The sequence below is a fragment of the Chitinophaga sp. MM2321 genome, from assembly GCF_964033635.1.
In the GTDB taxonomy this organism is placed as follows: domain Bacteria; phylum Bacteroidota; class Bacteroidia; order Chitinophagales; family Chitinophagaceae; genus Chitinophaga.
Window position 1 is genome coordinate 4,229,894 of the sequence record NZ_OZ035533.1, and the last position, 17,096, is coordinate 4,246,989.

The window sequence follows — 17,096 nt, forward strand, 5'->3', positions numbered from 1 at the left end:
TAATTTTTCAACATTATGATTCCTGCTGTCAGAACATCCTATAATCAACAGTTTACTACCGCCCAATACCAGGATTTTTTAAAGGGCATCGCACAGGATGCGGGCATTGCGCCCTCCTTCCGTGTAGCAGAAACACCCGTGTTTGTACCCGCTGCCCTCACGGCAAAACTGGTACAGGCCTGTGAGGAAATTGTGAACGTGATCCTGCGGCCCGACTTCAAAACCATTACCAGGGAAGCCATTCCACCGGAACTGAAAGTACCGCACGAGAATGATCATCCCCACTTTATAGTGATCGACTTTGCCGTATGTGAGCAGGAAGATGGTTCACTGGGGCCCCAGCTCATAGAGCTACAGGGCTTTCCCTCCATGTATGCCTTCCAGGACGTGATGGCCCGGCAATTCAAAACACATTTCGACATTCCCGGACAACTACATAATTTCTTTAACGGACTCGATGAAACATCTTACTACCAGCTGTTGCGTAAAATGATTATCGGCGATCTTCCGCCTGAAGAAGTGGTCCTGCTGGAAGTGAAGCCAGAAGAGCAAAAGACCCGGATAGACTTTTACAGTACAGAGAAATATATCGGTATCAAAACGGTGTGTATCACCCAATTGATCCAGGAAGGAAAAAAATTGTTTTATGAACAGGATGGTATTAAAACACCCATCCAGCGCATCTATAACCGCATCATTTTCGACGACCTGCAAAAGCAAGCCGCTTCGCTGGCGCCGCATGTAAACCTGTTCCAGGACCTGGATGTAGAATGGATTACGCACCCCAATTGGTTTTACCGCATCAGCAAATACACGCTGCCCTTTATTCACAGTGAATTTGTACCAAAGAGCTGGTTCCTGCATGAGCTGCCTGTTATTCCCGCAGACCTGGAAAATTATGTATTGAAGCCCCTCTTTTCTTTTGCCGGTAAAGGTGTGCTGATAGATGTAACACCCGAAGATATTGATCAGATCAAAGATCCCGAAAACTGGATCCTCCAGCATAAAGTGAAATATGCCCCGGCTATTCAAACTCCCACCGGCCCGGCCATCTGCGAAATCAGGATGATGTATATCTGGCCGGATGACACTGCGCGTCCTATTCTTGTACACAACCTCGCCCGCATCAGTAAAGGAAAGATGATCGGCGTAGGATTCAATGACAAAGAAACCTGGGTAGGCGGTAGCTGCTGTTTTTTTGAATCAGCAGAATAATTTTTTACAGAAGACAAATAGGCTGCGTATCCCGTTATTATCTTGACAATAATATTTACATTTATGTTTATATGTCAATATAATATGATTCCTTATGTTTAGTAACCTAGCCATAGACGTAGCTTTGGGCCTTATTTTCATCTATCTGTTGTACAGCCTGCTGGCCTCCATTGTACAGGAACTGATTGCCCGGATGTTTAATTCCCGTGCGCGGATACTCACCAAAGGGTTGCGCAGAATGCTGGAAAACGCTGACCATCATACCGATCTTGGGTTTTTTGGGAGATTTACTTTTTTCAACTGGTTTTATGAATTGGGCTGGAGCGTGGTGTATTTTTTTGCACCTTTCAGAAAGAGCCCTTTTCTCCGGAAATTCTATCAGTCGCCATCTATCCGTTGTCTGGGTGAAAACAGTGCAGCAGCAAAACCGGCATATATCAGTCCGCCTATTTTTTCACAAACCATGGTGCATCTCCTGCGGGGCAACGATCAGCAACACCATCTTACAGATGCCGCCGCCATCCGGGAATCCCTGTCAGAAAACCGCCTGCACCTGGCGCCCGATACGCTGACTCATTTACGGAACCTTTTTGAAGATGCCCGACATGATGTAACGAAGTTCCGTATTAACATGGAAGCCTGGTTCAATGAAACCATGGCCCGTGCAAGCGGCTGGTACCGCAAACAAACACAAACCTGGCTGCTGGTCATCGGTATCGGCATTGCAGCTTTATTTAATGTGGATTCCATTGCCATCGCGCGCATCCTCATGAAAGATAAAAATGTGCGGGAGCAGATGGTGCAGCTGGCAGCCAGCCGTACGCCTGCCTTTACCGCTATAACGGATACACTTATACGAAAAAACGTACTCCACAAAGACAGCGCCTTTTTCCGGCAGGATACGTCGTTGCGTGTATTCGTAAACGATACTTCCCTGATCGGTGTATATGCCATGTTACGCGAGGATGCCGGCGACGCAAAAAATGTGCTGGGTATCAGCCGGCAGTGTGTTACAGATACAACCGGTGGAACCCGCACGATCCGCTGCGGATTTACCCATCCCTTTCAGCAAAACGGCTGGCTCATACTGGCAGGCTGGATAATGACAGCCCTGGCTATCTCCCTGGGTGCGCCTTTCTGGTTTGATCTGTTGGGAAAACTGGTAAAATTCAGGTCTGTACCCCCTACTGATACAACTTCAGCTACGGAATGAGGAAGATGTAGTAAATTCGGTGATCCTATCACCTCCTCAACATTTTCCATATGAAACGTACCAATTACGCCTCCGGCGCTATCTGGGAAAATAAAGTCGGCTATTCCCGTGCGGTAAGAGTGGGCAATGTGATTGAAATATCCGGTACTGTGGCCGTAGATAATGATAAGGTAGTAGCAGAAGGTAACGCCTATGAACAAACGAAGTTTGTGCTGGCAAAGATAGAATCAGCCCTCATCAGCGCGGGCGCCAACCTGCACGATGTAGTGCGTACCCGCATGTTTGTAACAGATATTTCCAGATGGGAAGAATATGGGAGAGCACATGGGGAATTTTTCAAAAGCATAAAACCAGCTACCACCATGGTGGAAGTGAGTAAACTGATTGATCCCCGCTACCTGGTGGAAATAGAAGCCACGGCTATTTGCAAGGGGGAAAATATGTAGGAATTTTTTGATTTACGATTTTTTGATTTTGAGATTTAGCGATTTGGTTTCAGGTAGTTGTTATCCTGAAACCAAATCGCTAAATCTCAAAATCGTAAATCAAAAAATCATTTACTGGGTTCCTGCCACTTCAGCATTCCACCTACCAGGTTCTTCACATTGGTAAAGCCCATGGTTTCCAGAAGCATGCAAGCCTGACCACTGCGGTTGCCGCTACGGCAGTATATAATCACTTCTTCATCTTTCCACTCTTCCAGCTCATCTACCTGCATGGCCTGTACATGCCCAAGGGGAATATGTACACCGCCGATATTGAATTCAGCTCTTTCATGTGGCTCCCGTACATCTACTATATGCAGTTCTTCACCGCTATCTATTCTTTGTTTCAGTTCTTCTACTGTTATATTTTGCATAGTTAAAAGTATTTAAAATCAAATTACATCATTTTCGGTTATTCCTGCGTTGCTGGCTGATGTACCACTGAATCCTTTACAGGCTTGAGGGCAGACAACCACAGATCCACACTTTCACCGGCACGTACCATATTAAAATCACCAATCTCATTTTTACGGGAGGGTACCTGTTTGATGATATAAGCATTCAGGGTATCCGATACACTGGGGTCTATAATAATGGTACCCGGACCGAGATTGCTGGCGCTCAACATTTCCCTTGCTTCCGCATAGGTAAGTCCTACGAAATCAGGAACCGGGTTTTCGATGCTGCCGGTGCCACTGCTCAGGATCAGGGTCAGGTTACTACCTTCCGGTAAGGGGGTGCCCGGCTTAATCCTTTTGCCATTCAGCAATTGCTGTAAAACCGTATTGGTGGCAAAGTCTGGCCGGTAGATAGTATCTCCTACATTCAGGCGCATGCTTTTCAGCATCATTTCAGCACTGCGGAAAGTAAGTCCTTCCAGGTCAGGCATCTTCACCATAGGAGCTACCGTTTTATTTACCGTGAGGTAAATAGTTCTGCCCACCTTTACCTGTGCGCCCCGGTCGGGTGTTTGTACCCATACCGCCAGCGGAGGAATGGAGTCTATATAAATAGAATCTCTCACATCCGCCTCAAAACCCATTTTTTCCAGTGTGGCAATAGCTTCTTTTACATTTTTCCCACGCACATCAGGCACTGTCAGCTGTTGACCGTGCTTGGTAATAGTACCCAGCAGGGAGAAAAATAACAACGCCAGTAAAAAAAAGAAGGCAATAACAATCAACAGGTTAAATCCGAATGAACGCTTGGTAATAAAATCGAGCACGATGTATGTATTAAGTGTGATAATTTGCAATCCGTAATTTGTTACTTCATGCATTCTTCCAGCAGAACACCATAAAATTCCTGCAACGTTTTCCCGGCAGCTCTTACCTGTTGCGGCACGAGGCTGTTCTCTGACTGCCCCGGCATTGTATTTACTTCCAGGAAATATAATTTGCTGCTGGCTTCTTCATAAATAAAATCTATCCGCACAATACCCTTGCAGTTTAGTTTATCATATAATGCTGCAGCTGTTTGCTGTACCAGCTTGGTAATATCATCAGCTACCGGGGCCGGCGTTATTTCGTTGGATACACCGGGTGTATATTTAGCTTCGTAGTCAAAAAACTCTTTACTACTCACCACTTCTGTAATAGGCAGTACGGTAATATTACCGTTGGCACGATACAGGCCGATGGTGAGTTCCCGTCCTTTAATAAACTCTTCTATCAGCACCTGGCTGTCTTCTTTAAAGGCTTTTTCGATGGCAGCCGGTAGTTCTTCTGCTGTTTTCACCTTTGACATGCCGATGCTGCTGCCGCCTTCCGCCGGCTTAACAAATACCGGCAAACGCAGTTGTTGCAGAATCTGTGCCGTATCGTGCGACTGCTCCCGGAACACATGTACTGATTTTGACACATTTACATTCCCGAAGGCCGTTACTACCTTGTTGCAATAGCTTTTATTAAAGGTTAAGGCGGAGGTAACCATGCCGCAACTGGTGAAAGGAATGTCCAGCATTTCGAAATAACCCTGTAAACGGCCATCTTCACCGGGTGTGCCATGGATGCCGATGAATACGGCATCAAATTTTATCTTTTTGCCGGCGAGCGTCAGGGAAAAATCATTCTTATCGATTTCCTGTACGCTGCCATCAGCTCCGGTATAATGCCAGCCTTCCTTTGTTATAATGATCTTGTAAACTGCATATTTGCTGCTATCCAGGTTTTTCTCAATGGTTACAGCACTTTGTACGGATATCACATATTCTCCGGAATATCCGCCGGCTACCAAAGCTATATTCTTCTTCATACGATATTTTACAATAAGCGGGTAAAGTTAAAGGTTTATTGTGTTTGTTATTCATCAAATTACATAAAAAAACCGTCCCGGCTACGCCCGGACGGTTTAAAAGATGTTTTTTTTCAATATATTAAATGTGCAGTCTGGCTTTCTTTTCCATCAGGTCATCCACAGTTTCCTGGTACATTTCATCAGGTACACAGCAATCAACCGGACAAACGGCTGCGCATTGTGGTTCTTCATGAAATCCCTGGCATTCTGTACATTTGTTGGGCACAATATAGTAGGCATCAACGCTGATAGGTGCATTACGCTGATCGGCGTCCATTACTGAACCATCCATCAAAGTATAGGTGCCTTTAACGGTCGTTCCATCAGCAAGTGCCCATTCTACACCGCCTTCATATATTGCATTATTTGGGCATTCTGGTTCGCAGGCGCCACAGTTTATACATTCGTCTGTTATCTTAATTGCCATAGAGTAAACTTTTTGTTTAAGTAGTAAGCCGTAATTTCGTACACAAAAATAAAAATTTTCCAGCTTTAATTAAGTCAAATATTTATATAGTTTCATGAACATAGCAGAAAAAGAAGTCGCGCTGGTACGCCTGGGCCAGTACCTGGCGGGTAACAGCCCGGAATTGACAGCAGTAAAAGAACGTGCTTTTATCGCAAACGGATGGTTTATTCCTGCATTTATTGACAAAGCACTGGAAAATATCTGCCAATATTTCCTGGAACCGGCTGCCCTGCATCAGTGGTTGCAGCAATATCCCGCTGCCGGCAACGACTGGGAACCCAAAAAAGTAGGCATCGTGGCTGCCGGTAATATTCCCATGGTAGGCTTCCACGACTGGCTTTGCGGATTTATCAGCGGTCATCACGTAAAACTGAAACTTTCTTCCAAAGATGAAATCCTGATGAAACACATCCTGGAAAAGATAGCCGAATGGTATCCGGACCAGGCAAATCAAACCCAGGTGCAGGATATGCTAAAGAATTGTGATGCCTATATTGCTACCGGCAGCAACAATTCCGCCCGCTACTTTACCTACTATTTTTCAAAATATCCCAATATCATCCGTCATAACCGTACTTCCGCCGCCGTACTCACCGGCACAGAAACACCGGAACAACTGGATGCCCTGGCCGATGATGTAATGATGTACTTCGGCCTTGGCTGTCGCAATGTAACGAAGATACTGGTACCGGAAGGCTATAACTTTGATCCGTTACTGAACGCCCTCCGGAAATACGACCACCTGGCCGATCACCACAAATACAAGAATAACTACGATTATAACCTGGCCCTGCTCCTGCTGAACAGCAGCCCTTACCTGACCAACGGCAGTATTCTCCTGCATGAAGCAGCATCCCTGTTTTCACCGATCAGTGTATTGAACTATGGTTATTATAAAGATATAAACCAGCTGCAGCAGGACCTCGCAGGAGAGGAAGTGCTCCAATGCCTGGTAGGCCAGTCCTATACCCCTTTCGGCTACGCACAACAACCTTCCCTGATGGACTATGCCGATGGTGTGGACACCATGGCTTTCCTTACAACACTATGATGCTGATGATCTGAAGAGATAAAAAAGCGGAAAGCGGATAAGGACGTTTTCCGCTTTTTTCGTCTCTTATATTATATATCCTGTTTTACCCTGGTAACTTTTTGTCGCACTACTTTGTTATATTGACAGTACCGGATGCTATCCTGGCAGGTGCATAACCTGTTGCCTTTAAACCATCTTTAACGATTGCCATAAAAATCTGTTAAAGTAAATGCCAGGTATTCATTTCAGGCTCCACCGCTATTAAATTTGTAGGCAGGGCATGCAAATTGATCATATTCGGACATATAGAATTAATTTAGTCACACAACGCTAAACACACTATAATATGAAATTCAAGCAAATTGTTACTACTGTTCTTATCAGTGCTGTAACTGCCGTTGCCGCCATATTCGTGTACGGCAAATATTTTCAATCCGGACCAGCAGGCGTTTTTCAGAATGATTCCAGTGTAGTTCCTGTAAATTATGCAAGGTACATGCCCGGAACAGGCGGGAGTGCCAACGCAGTTCCTCCTTCAGATTTTGTTTCGGCAGCCAAGGCAGCCGTTCCCGGTGTAGTACACATCAAAACAAAAATCAATCCCCGCCAGGTACTGAATGGTAATAACCTTCAGCGGAAACGCAGTATCCTGCAGGATCTTTTCGGAGATGAATTCTTCGGAGACGAATTCAATGGTGGTGGAGATGGCCGTAAATACTACATTCCCGGCCAGATGGCCTCTGGTTCCGGCGTATTGATTTCTGGCGATGGGTACATCGTGACCAACAACCACGTGATCGCGGATGCAGATGAAATCAGTGTCAGTCTCAGCAACGATAACAAAACTTACAAAGCTAAACTGATAGGTGCTGACCCCAGTACAGACCTCGCCGTGGTAAAGATCGAAGCCAAAGGCCTCCCTTACCTCATGTATGGTAACTCAGACAACGTAGAAATAGGTCAATGGGTGCTCGCAGTAGGTTATCCCCTGAACCTTGACGCTACCGTAACAGCCGGTATCGTGAGCGCAAAATCCCGCTCTATAGGTATCAATAAAGGCGTAGGCAGATTAAACAATGCCATCGAATCATTTATTCAGACGGATGCTGCGGTAAATCAGGGTAACAGCGGCGGCGCACTGGTAAACACTGCCGGTGAACTGGTAGGGATCAACTCTGCTATCGCTTCGCCTACTGGATCTTACGCGGGTTATTCCTACGCAATTCCTGTAAACCTGATTAAAAAGGTGGTTAATGATCTCCTGAAATATGGTAATGTACAACGGGCTTACCTCGGTGTCAGATATGCTTCCCCCGCTGCCATTGCTTCTATGAGCGATGATCAGCTGAAAGAAATTGGTATCCGGAGAGATGTAAACGGGGTACAGATCACTGAAGTAATAGACAACAGCTCTGCTGGTTTAGCGGGTCTGCGCTCCGGGGATATCATCACCAAAATTAATGGTGTAAACGTTCCGGGCCCCTCCCAGATGAGTGAACAGGTGGCCCGTTACAAACCAGGAGACAAAATCAGCGTTACCTATCTCCGTGATAATAAAGAAATCACTGCCGATAATGTAATGCTCCGGAACCTCCAGGGTAATACAGACCTGGTAAAGATCACCACCCTGGATCGCCTGGGTGCTGAATTATCCGACCTTAATAAAGAAGAAGCTGCGCGTATAGGCGTTAGCGGTGGTGTGAAAGTAACGGATATCGGTAACGGAATCCTGAAAAAGCAAACCAGTATGGCGCCGGGATTTGTAATCCTTAAAGCCGGTAACACCACCGTCAACTCGGTAGATGCCCTCAGCCTCGTCCTGGATAAACAGAAAAGTGTACAACTGGTAGGCTTCTACCCACAACGTGGCGGAAACATCTACTATTACAACATCAATACAGGTAGCGGAAACGCAGAGAACCTGTAAATATTTTGGGATTTTTTGATTTACGAATTTAGGGATTTAAAATGCAGCGAAGATTTTCACGTAGACCTTCGCTGCATTTTAAATCCCTAAATTCGTAAATCAAAAAATCCCAAAATATTTAAAGATTTATAACTCCCTTTAATTGAGTAAAGAACTCGTCTTTCTTACGGGAGGAGATAGGAATATTTTTCTGATCGCTCATCACCACGGCTGTACCCAGACCTTTGATGATTTTTACGATGTGATGGATATTGATAAGGAAAGATTTATGCACCCTGTAGAATCCTTTATCAGACAGCATTTCCTCATATTCTTTCAATGACTTTGAAATGAGATGGGAAACATTGTTGATTAATTGAATTTTGGTATAGCTATCAAATGCTTCGCAGTAAATGATGTCTTTCAGATCAATAACATTATAACCGTCATTTACGGGAATAACTATTTTGGAGAATGCGTTGTCGTTATTCTTTACGTAGTCTTTCAGAATAGAGGCCAGTTCATTGAGTCTTCCTTTCTTACTTTTCTTCACTTTTTCCAATGCGTCTTCCACTTCGCTCACCTTGATAGGTTTGAGCAGATAGTCCAAAGCGGCAAACTTAATGGCCTGCAATGCATATTCCTGGAATGCGGTGATAAAAATGACTTCAAAGTTCAGTACCGGAAACATTTCCAGTAGCTGAAACCCATTATGCGGCGGCATCTCAATATCGAGGAACAGTACATCAATGGGGTTGTTTTTAATCATTTCTGCCGCCTCATTGATATTTTGTGCTTCACCTACTACTGTCACATCTTTGCAGTAGTTTTCCAATATGTTGCGCAAAATATGAATGTTGCGGACTTCATCGTCTACAATGGCAGCTTTTATATTACTCATAACATCTTAACAATGGGAATCAGAATTTCAACTAAGGTACCTTCCTTATTGCCGAAACCAGATTTAAATTTATCAATAATTTCCAACTTTCCAACACTTCCATTAAAAGATTTTATAATCTGCAAGCGTTCTCTAATCACACTTAAAGCAGTGGATTCGTGTTTTATCAGTCTGGAACTCTTTATGCTATTGGACTTGTCCCAACCTATTCCGTCATCATCTACAGAACAATAAAGAAGATCATCCACCATTTCCAATCTTATCTCCAGGTAGCCACTACTGTTTTTTGGAGCCAGGCCATGTTTGATGGCATTCTCCACAATAGGTTGAATGATCATGGGAGGAATATACACAGTATAGTCCTTCAGTTCATCTTCTATAACGAAATGATAGGTAAAGGAATGTGCAAACCGGATCTTTTCCAACTCCAGGTAACGTGTCAGAAAAGCGATTTCTTCTTCCAAAGATATATAAGACTTACGGGAATTGTTCAACATCTGACGCATCAATGTAGCAAAGTCAGCCAGAAAATTCAGCGCCTGCTTCTCTTCTTTTTCCAGAATCAGGTGCTGTACAGAGTTTAGCGAGTTGAAAATGAAATGCGGATTCATCTGATTGGTGAGCGCCTTGGCTTCCAATTCAGCAATACGGCGGTTATATTCCGTTTTTCTTTTCTCCGCCTGTTTGATTCGTCTTACAATATAGCGCAGCACAAACAGGATCAGCAGCAGTGCAGCCAGCAGGAGAACGCCCCTCGCCCACCATTCCTGGTACCATTGCGGCAAAATGTTCACTTCCATGCTGATGGGATGCGACCAGTTGCTTTTATATTTACGTGCCCGCACCAGCAGCCTATACTGGCCTGGTTGCAGATCCGGAAAAGGAATAATATTGGACATGGTGGTTACCCAGCCATTGGTAGTATCACCGGAAAAGTTGTACTGGTATTCTACCATTTCCGGCAGATCAAAAACAATGGCGCCAAATTCTGCTTCGAAAGAGGCTTTGCGTTTGTAGAGATGCACAAACGATGATGCCGGCAGGAAAGTACTGTCGCCATAGCGGATATTGCTCAGGTAGGTTACCGGTGGCACGGTATCTACCGGAAGCTTGTCGCCTTTAAAGTAACAGAGCCCATTGGAAGTAGCGATGTACAGCAGGCCGTTATCGTTATAAACACCCCTGATATCGTCAGACATGAGGCCATCATTGGAAGTAATGTTACGTATGAGGGTCTGGTCGTTGACATTAATAATGGAAACTCCTTTGTTGGTCGCCACATACATGCCATTGTCGCCATCGTAGTATAACTGCTGACAAATATCGCTGGCGAGGTTGTTGGCGGTAGACAAGTGTTTCACCACAGTATCTCCCTGCAACACGTAAATTCCCTGATCGCTGGTGCCCACCCACAGGTGCCCGTTGACCCATTTCAGGTCTTTGATACTCATCTTGCGGAAGTTGGCTGCACCGGTAGGTATCAGTATCCTTTTCCCGTCTGTACAATAATACAACCCGGTATTGGTGCCTACGTAATAGGCAGAGTCGTTGATACAGGCGATGGAAGTAACCAGCATATCCAGGTCGTTGATCACATAATCATCCAATGCGATCACCTGGTTTTTAGCAGCTATCCTTATTTTGCCGGATGGTGAGATATCAATATCCTTCAGCATTTTCACGGCTCTCAGGCGGGAGGCTTTTTGTGTGGCCGTATTAAACTGTACCACGCCGTTGTCTGTACCAATGAGTACCGTACGATCGCGGTATGGCAGAATAGTCAGGATACTGTTCCGGCCACTGAGGGTATCCAGCGTAAACTGACGGATACGCCCGGCATGATCTATCGTATTAAGGATACCGGCGTTTTGCCCTATCAGGAGCAAATCCGTTTTTTTATCTTTAAAAATACTAAAGATAGAGTGGGAATACAGCCCGTTGGTATTATCGAGATAGCTGAAATAGAAATTTTTGTAGGGGATATTATAAACACCATCACCAAAAGTGGTAATCCAGATATTACCGTCCCTGTCTTTTAGCAGGGAGGTGATGTAGTGGTTATCCAGGAGTTTGATCACTTTTTTCTCTCCCTTGAAAAAACCTTTCATAAAAAATAATGCACGCTGCGTACCTACCCAGAGGTTATCATCATCAATGCACATATTACTGATCTCGTCTGTAATGCCCCAGTCTGCGCCATTAAAAAAACAGATCGCATCCTTTGCTTTATAGGAATACAGCGTGTTGCGGAGAACTACGATAGAGTTCTGACGTATGCGCGCTACCAACGCGGTATCATCCAACGGGTACGGACATACGGGAAATATTTTCTGGGAAGGATTATTGGGATCTTTCAGGTTATCAACATGAAAGGAATTCTGTAAGGGATGAAAGATGCTGTCGTTCCTGATCAAAAAGAAAAGATCGGTACCAGAGGCGCCCAGCTTGTCGTAGGTTGTTTTTTTACCATTGTATTGAACGATGCGGTTGTTGGTATTCAGGAACCAGATGTAGCCGCCTTTCCCTTCAAAAGCGTACTGCATATAGTGGCTGCGGCTATTGAAGGCGAGTGAGGTATCATTCTCTTCGTTATGAATAACGGAATTGGCATAGAAGGAAGGCTTGCCATTGAGGGTAAAGAACCACAGGCGGCCTTTGGAGTCGGCGGCCAGTTTCACGACATCGTTATCAGTCAGGCCGTCCTTTTTAGCATAATTGCGAAAGCGTTTTCCATCAAACTTACTGACGCCGGTAGGGGTAGCAAACCATATAAACCCATCTTTGTCCTGCACAGCAGCATATACTGTAGCATTAGCAAGACCATCTTTCACATTATAGTTACGGATCATCAGGCCCTGGGCCAGCGTAGTTGTGCCTGTGCAAAAGATGACCAGTAACCACAAGAGTATATAACGGATAAAGGGCATCTGATAAAGTTAGTGGTTTATTGCTATGATTGGTGCTGAACTATAAATTACGGAATGGTGAGCAGATAAGGAAGATTAATTATTATTATCTCCTCATCACTCCGTAATCTGTAATAGTATTAATATGCTCTCGCAAATAAAACCCGCTCTTTAGACGGCTTACCACTCAGGATACAAATACCCGCTTCCTGTGGATTGTCCAGCGGAATACAGCGGATAGTGGCTTTAGTGCGGTCTTTGATCTGTTCTTCTGTTTCGGCGGTACCGTCCCAATGCGCTAATACGAATCCACCTTTTTCGTCCAGCACTTTTTCAAACTCTTCAAAAGTATCTACACGGGTAATATGTGTATCACGATAACTTTTTGCTTTATCGAAGAGGTTTTGCTGGATTTCTTCCAGGAGGTCCTGGATGCGGCCTGATAAACCATCGAGTGACAGACTCATTTTTTCTTTCGTATCGCGGCGGGCTACTTCAGCCACATTATTTTCCAGATCTCTGGCGCCGATAGCGATGCGGACAGGTACCCCTTTCAATTCATATTCTGCAAACTTCCAGCCTGGGCGGTTATTGTCCGTATCGTCGTATTTAACACGGATGCCGGCACGCTTCAGTTCGGCAACGATCACATTTACTTTTTCATCGAGGGCAGCTTTCTGATCGGGGCCTTTATAAATAGGCACGATCACCACCTGGATGGGTGCTATACGGGGTGGCATAACAAGTCCCTGGTCATCGCTGTGCACCATGATCAATGCACCAATGAGCCGGGTAGATACGCCCCAGGAGGTAGCCCATACATATTCCAGTTTGTTTTCCCTGTTGGAAAACTGTACATCAAATGCTTTGGCGAAATTTTGTCCGAGGTAATGAGAAGTACCTGCCTGCAGGGCTTTACCGTCCTGCATGAGGGCTTCCACGCAATAAGTATTTACTGCGCCGGCAAATCTTTCGCTTTCAGATTTCACCCCACGGATTACGGGTACAGCCATATAATTTTCCGCGAAGTCGGCATAAATACCGAGCATCTGTTCTGTTTCAGCGATGGCTTCTTCAGAAGTAGCGTGGGCGGTATGTCCTTCCTGCCAGAGGAATTCGGTGGTACGGAGAAACAGGCGGGTGCGCATTTCCCAGCGTACTACGTTTGCCCACTGGTTAATCAGCAGAGGCAGATCGCGGTATGACTGGATCCAATCTTTATAAGTATTCCAGATAATTGTTTCAGAGGTTGGGCGAACGATGAGTTCTTCTTCCAGTTTTGCTTCCGGGTCTACTATTACGCCGCCGCCGTTGGGGTCGTTTTTCAGGCGGTAATGGGTAACAACTGCACATTCTTTTGCGAACCCTTCCACGTGGGCAGCTTCTTTGCTCAAAAAGCTTTTAGGGATGAACAGCGGGAAATATGCATTCTGGTGACCGGTTTCTTTGAATTTGCTGTCGAGCACGTCACGCATAGCTTCCCACAGTGCAAAACCATATGGTTTTATCACCATGCATCCGCGTACGGCGGAATAATCTGCCAGACCGCCTTTCAGCACCAGGTCGTTATACCATTTTGCGTAATCTTCCGAGCGGGCTGTAATCTCTTTACTCATAAATAAAATAGCTGATTTATATTCCTTTGTTTTTTAATGACTAAACGGTCAATTTGTCGCATTTGAATAAAAGTCAGGACAAGTCTGACACCGGACAGATTGGCTTAGTTTTTGTCATCATATTAAAGAAGAAAATGCCACAAACGTACATGAAAATAGTAAAGGTGCAAATAGTTGGTCTAAAATAAAATAAGCAACCATTGTTATTGTAACTTTATCCCTTATTAATCCGTTTAAAAAGTGTAAATTTACTATACAGATCACGCTAAAAATGTATTTCAAATGAAACCTATATTATATATCGCACTGGCTGGATCGCTCGCACTGGGCGCCTGCTCCAGTACATACAAAGCGGCGCAGACACCGGACGATGTATATTATTCGCCGCGTCAGCAGGCCCGTACTTATGCATCCACGACCGGCACAGATGGCTCTAATGGCAATTCTGTGCAGGATGAGAACGCTAATTATGCACAAGCTGCCGATGAAGATGAAGGCACTTATGTAACTTACCAGGATGAGGATCAGGGAGATTACCAACGCCGTTTAAACCGTTTTGGTAGTAACAGTGGCTACAGTGGTGGTTACTGGGATGGCTACAATGCGGCTTCTAACCTATATGTAAATAATTATTACGGCTTTGGTATGATGAGCCCATACAGCAGCTTCGGTTACAGTCCTTTCTACGGCAGCATGTGGGGTCCTTCTCTGAGCATTGGCCTGGGTTGGGGCTTTGGTGGTGGATATTACAGTCCATGGAGCCGTGGTTACTACGGTGGTGGCTGGGGATATCCTTACTATGGTCACTACTCCCCTTACTACGGTGGCGGATACTATGGCGGTGGATATTATGGCCACGGCAACAGGTATTACACCAGCCGTCCGGCTAACTCTTACGGTCCTGTAAGAGGTGGTAACGAAAGAGTGGTAAACAGAAATTTCACCAACAGTGGCGGTACTACCGGCAACAGTTACTCCCGTCCAGCAAGAGGCAGCAACATTCAGCCTGTTAATGGCGGCAGAAACACTGGTGGATTCGTGAATCCTTCTTCTACTTCACAGCGCCCACGCAGGGTTTTCCAGCAGTCCAACTCTGAAAGACCAGTCACCAGACCTTCAAATAACAGCAGTCAACAGAATAGCAACTATTCACGTCCGCAGAGAGTAGAATACTCAAGACCCTCTACTCCTGCTCCAACCTACTCAGCACCTTCAGGTGGTAGCCGCGTAAACAGTGGCGGTAGTAGTGGCGGTGGCGGCTACAGTCGTCCAGCAAGAGGAGGCCGTTAATAAAAAGATCTTACTAGATAAGCGTAGCATAAAAACTACGCTTATCTTTTTTTATTGCACAAGTTTTGCCCTATTGACAACGTTATAGCTATTATTGCAGAACACGTCAGCACAATCATAGCCCGACCTGCAGAACAGCATTTCAATTCTAAGTATATAGTATTATGATTAAAAGAATTTGCCCTCTTTTAGGAGGCCTCTTTTTATCCGTTTCGGCCATGGCGCAAAGCTCAACAGACGCGCTGCTTTATTCGCCCAACCAACCTTTCGGAACAGCAAGAAACCAGGCACTCGGCGGCGCAGGTGTTGGCCTTGGAGGAGATTATTCATCCGCCCATACTAACCCGGCGGGTATTGGTATGTTTAAAACCGGCGAATTCCTTTTTTCTGCCGGCGTAAACATCAACAACAATACTTCTTCTTACCTGGGTAATAACAGTCTTGATAACAAAGGCAATAAAACCAACTTCCAGCTCCCTAACATAGGGGTTATCTTTGCTACCAACAAAGGTACCGGCAGCAGCTCCTGGAATAATATTACCTTCTCCCTGGGCGTTAACCGCCTGGCAAATTATAATAACAAGATTGTAGTAGCGGGTCGTAACCTGGCGTCTTCCTATACAGATACCTGGGTAGACCAGATGTGGTCCGCGGATTCCGCTGGTATTGAAAATAATTATCCATTAGGAGGCAGCCTGGGCTACAGGACCTTCTTAATTGACCGCTACCAGAATACGGATGGCTCCTTTGAACCCATGAGCAATGCCTCTCCTGACCGGAGAACCGGCGGCCTCACCGATGGGATACAACAGCGCGGCATCCTGGAAACACGTGGCGGACTGGATGAATTTGCCTTTGCCGTGGGTGGTAACTACGGAAACCGCTTGTATATAGGTGGTAGCGTAAATGTTCCCAATGTAAACTACCGGGAAGATTTTACCGTAATGGAAGATGATGCCAGCAATAATGGCAACAATGATTTTGGTTACTTCGATTATCGTCAGTTTCTCAGACGCACTGGGCTTGGTATTGGCGCTAAAGTAGGTGTACTCTATAAAATATCTGATCGCTTCCGGATAGGCGGCGCTTTCCATACCCCTACCTTTTATAGCCTGCATGACAGCTACACCGCTGATCTGACGGCCAACACAGAAAGTTATGGCGGCACCCGGTATGCGCATTCTGACGATGTAACAGAAGGATACCCAGTGGAAAATGACTACAATTATGTTACACCCATGCGTGTAATGGGTGGCGTATCCTACTTTTTTGGCGACATCACCCATGTAAGCAATACACAGGGCTTTATCACAGCTGATTATGAATATGTAAACCAGTCGTCCGGCAAATTCAAAATGAGCAATGACCGTAATTTTGAAGGCGACCTGAACACAAATATCGGCGCGATATACAAGTCTGTTTCCAATGTAAAAGTGGGGGCAGAACTGAAGTTCGCCACCCTTTATGCAGTAAGGGCGGGTTTTGCAGCTTATGGTAACCCGTATAGCACCGATAGCTACAATGCAGGTGTAAATGCTTCCCGCAAAGTATACAGTGGTGGTTTCGGTTTCCGTAATAAAGGATTGTATGCTGATCTCACTTACAGTTATACACAGGGCAATGACCGGTACCGGTTGTATACCAGCACCACAGAAGGTCTGACACCGGATGCTGCCACACTGGATTACACCCGCAGCAATATTATTTTAACGATGGGATTCAAATTCTGACCAGGATTAAAGGGATAAAAAAAGATTAAAAGGATGG

Annotated in this window: 14 protein-coding genes and 1 pseudogene; 7 read left to right on the forward strand and 8 right to left on the reverse strand. The window is 45.2% G+C overall.

Annotated elements, in window-relative coordinates; genetic code table 11:
* Positions 1-15: 15 nt before the first annotated feature.
* The 3 genes from ABQ275_RS16320 (at position 16) to ABQ275_RS16330 (ending at position 2,874) form a co-directional block, all read left to right on the forward strand.
* A complete protein-coding gene (locus ABQ275_RS16320) occupies positions 16-1,215 on the forward strand; it encodes a hypothetical protein (RefSeq protein ID WP_349314218.1) in 1,200 nt (399 codons plus the stop codon).
* Positions 1,216-1,309: 94 nt separating this feature from the next.
* Positions 1,310-2,428: a hypothetical protein gene (locus tag ABQ275_RS16325; protein ID WP_349314219.1), complete on the forward strand. Its 1,119-nt coding sequence runs from the start codon at positions 1,310-1,312 to the stop codon at positions 2,426-2,428.
* A gap of 50 nt (positions 2,429-2,478) precedes the next feature.
* The gene (locus ABQ275_RS16330) at positions 2,479-2,874 is read left to right on the forward strand and encodes a RidA family protein (protein WP_349314220.1); all 396 of its coding nucleotides are present in this window, start codon (positions 2,479-2,481) and stop codon (positions 2,872-2,874) included.
* A gap of 107 nt (positions 2,875-2,981) precedes the next feature.
* Here ABQ275_RS16330 and ABQ275_RS16335 read toward each other — a convergent pair whose 3' ends face one another.
* From ABQ275_RS16335 to ABQ275_RS16355, 5 genes and pseudogenes are all read right to left on the reverse strand, one after another.
* On the reverse strand, positions 2,982-3,287 hold the full coding sequence (locus tag ABQ275_RS16335; RefSeq protein ID WP_349314221.1) for a rhodanese-like domain-containing protein: 306 nt from the start codon (positions 3,285-3,287) through the stop codon (positions 2,982-2,984).
* A gap of 38 nt (positions 3,288-3,325) precedes the next feature.
* Positions 3,326-4,138, reverse strand: a complete 813-nt coding sequence (locus ABQ275_RS16340; protein WP_349314222.1) for a PASTA domain-containing protein — start codon at positions 4,136-4,138, stop codon at positions 3,326-3,328.
* Between the two features lie 41 nt (positions 4,139-4,179).
* Positions 4,180-5,166, reverse strand: coding sequence for a D-alanine--D-alanine ligase (locus ABQ275_RS16345; protein WP_349314223.1), 987 nt, complete (start codon positions 5,164-5,166; stop codon positions 4,180-4,182).
* A gap of 121 nt (positions 5,167-5,287) precedes the next feature.
* On the reverse strand, positions 5,288-5,566 hold the full coding sequence (locus ABQ275_RS16350) for a ferredoxin (RefSeq protein WP_349318797.1): 279 nt from the start codon (positions 5,564-5,566) through the stop codon (positions 5,288-5,290).
* Positions 5,567-5,590: 24 nt separating this feature from the next.
* A pseudogene (locus ABQ275_RS16355) lies at positions 5,591-5,635 on the reverse strand (ferredoxin); the annotation flags it as partial.
* A gap of 94 nt (positions 5,636-5,729) precedes the next feature.
* Here ABQ275_RS16355 and ABQ275_RS16360 point away from each other — a divergent pair.
* Complete coding sequence (locus ABQ275_RS16360) at positions 5,730-6,728, forward strand: acyl-CoA reductase (protein ID WP_349314224.1); 999 nt, start codon at positions 5,730-5,732, stop codon at positions 6,726-6,728.
* Between the two features lie 328 nt (positions 6,729-7,056).
* Positions 7,057-8,637: a trypsin-like peptidase domain-containing protein gene (locus ABQ275_RS16365; protein WP_349314225.1), complete on the forward strand. Its 1,581-nt coding sequence runs from the start codon at positions 7,057-7,059 to the stop codon at positions 8,635-8,637.
* A 118-nt stretch (positions 8,638-8,755) separates the two neighbouring features.
* Here the strand turns inward: ABQ275_RS16365 and ABQ275_RS16370 are convergent, their stop codons facing one another.
* The 3 genes from ABQ275_RS16370 to proS form a co-directional block, all read right to left on the reverse strand.
* Complete coding sequence (locus tag ABQ275_RS16370; protein ID WP_078672331.1) at positions 8,756-9,517, reverse strand: LytTR family DNA-binding domain-containing protein; 762 nt, start codon at positions 9,515-9,517, stop codon at positions 8,756-8,758.
* On the reverse strand, positions 9,514-12,444 hold the full coding sequence (locus ABQ275_RS16375) for a histidine kinase (RefSeq protein ID WP_349314226.1): 2,931 nt from the start codon (positions 12,442-12,444) through the stop codon (positions 9,514-9,516). Before ABQ275_RS16375 ends, ABQ275_RS16370 begins: the two co-directional genes overlap by 4 nt.
* Positions 12,445-12,563: 119 nt before the next feature.
* The gene (gene proS / locus ABQ275_RS16380) at positions 12,564-14,039 is read right to left on the reverse strand and encodes a proline--tRNA ligase (RefSeq protein ID WP_349314227.1); all 1,476 of its coding nucleotides are present in this window, start codon (positions 14,037-14,039) and stop codon (positions 12,564-12,566) included.
* A gap of 282 nt (positions 14,040-14,321) precedes the next feature.
* On the opposite strand from proS, the gene ABQ275_RS16385 reads away from it, so the two are divergent.
* Both ABQ275_RS16385 and ABQ275_RS16390 read left to right on the forward strand, forming a co-directional pair.
* A complete protein-coding gene (locus tag ABQ275_RS16385; RefSeq protein WP_349314228.1) occupies positions 14,322-15,329 on the forward strand; it encodes a hypothetical protein in 1,008 nt (335 codons plus the stop codon).
* Positions 15,330-15,547: 218 nt separating this feature from the next.
* The gene (locus ABQ275_RS16390; RefSeq protein WP_349314229.1) at positions 15,548-17,059 is read left to right on the forward strand and encodes a hypothetical protein; all 1,512 of its coding nucleotides are present in this window, start codon (positions 15,548-15,550) and stop codon (positions 17,057-17,059) included.
* Positions 17,060-17,096: the final 37 nt, after the last annotated feature.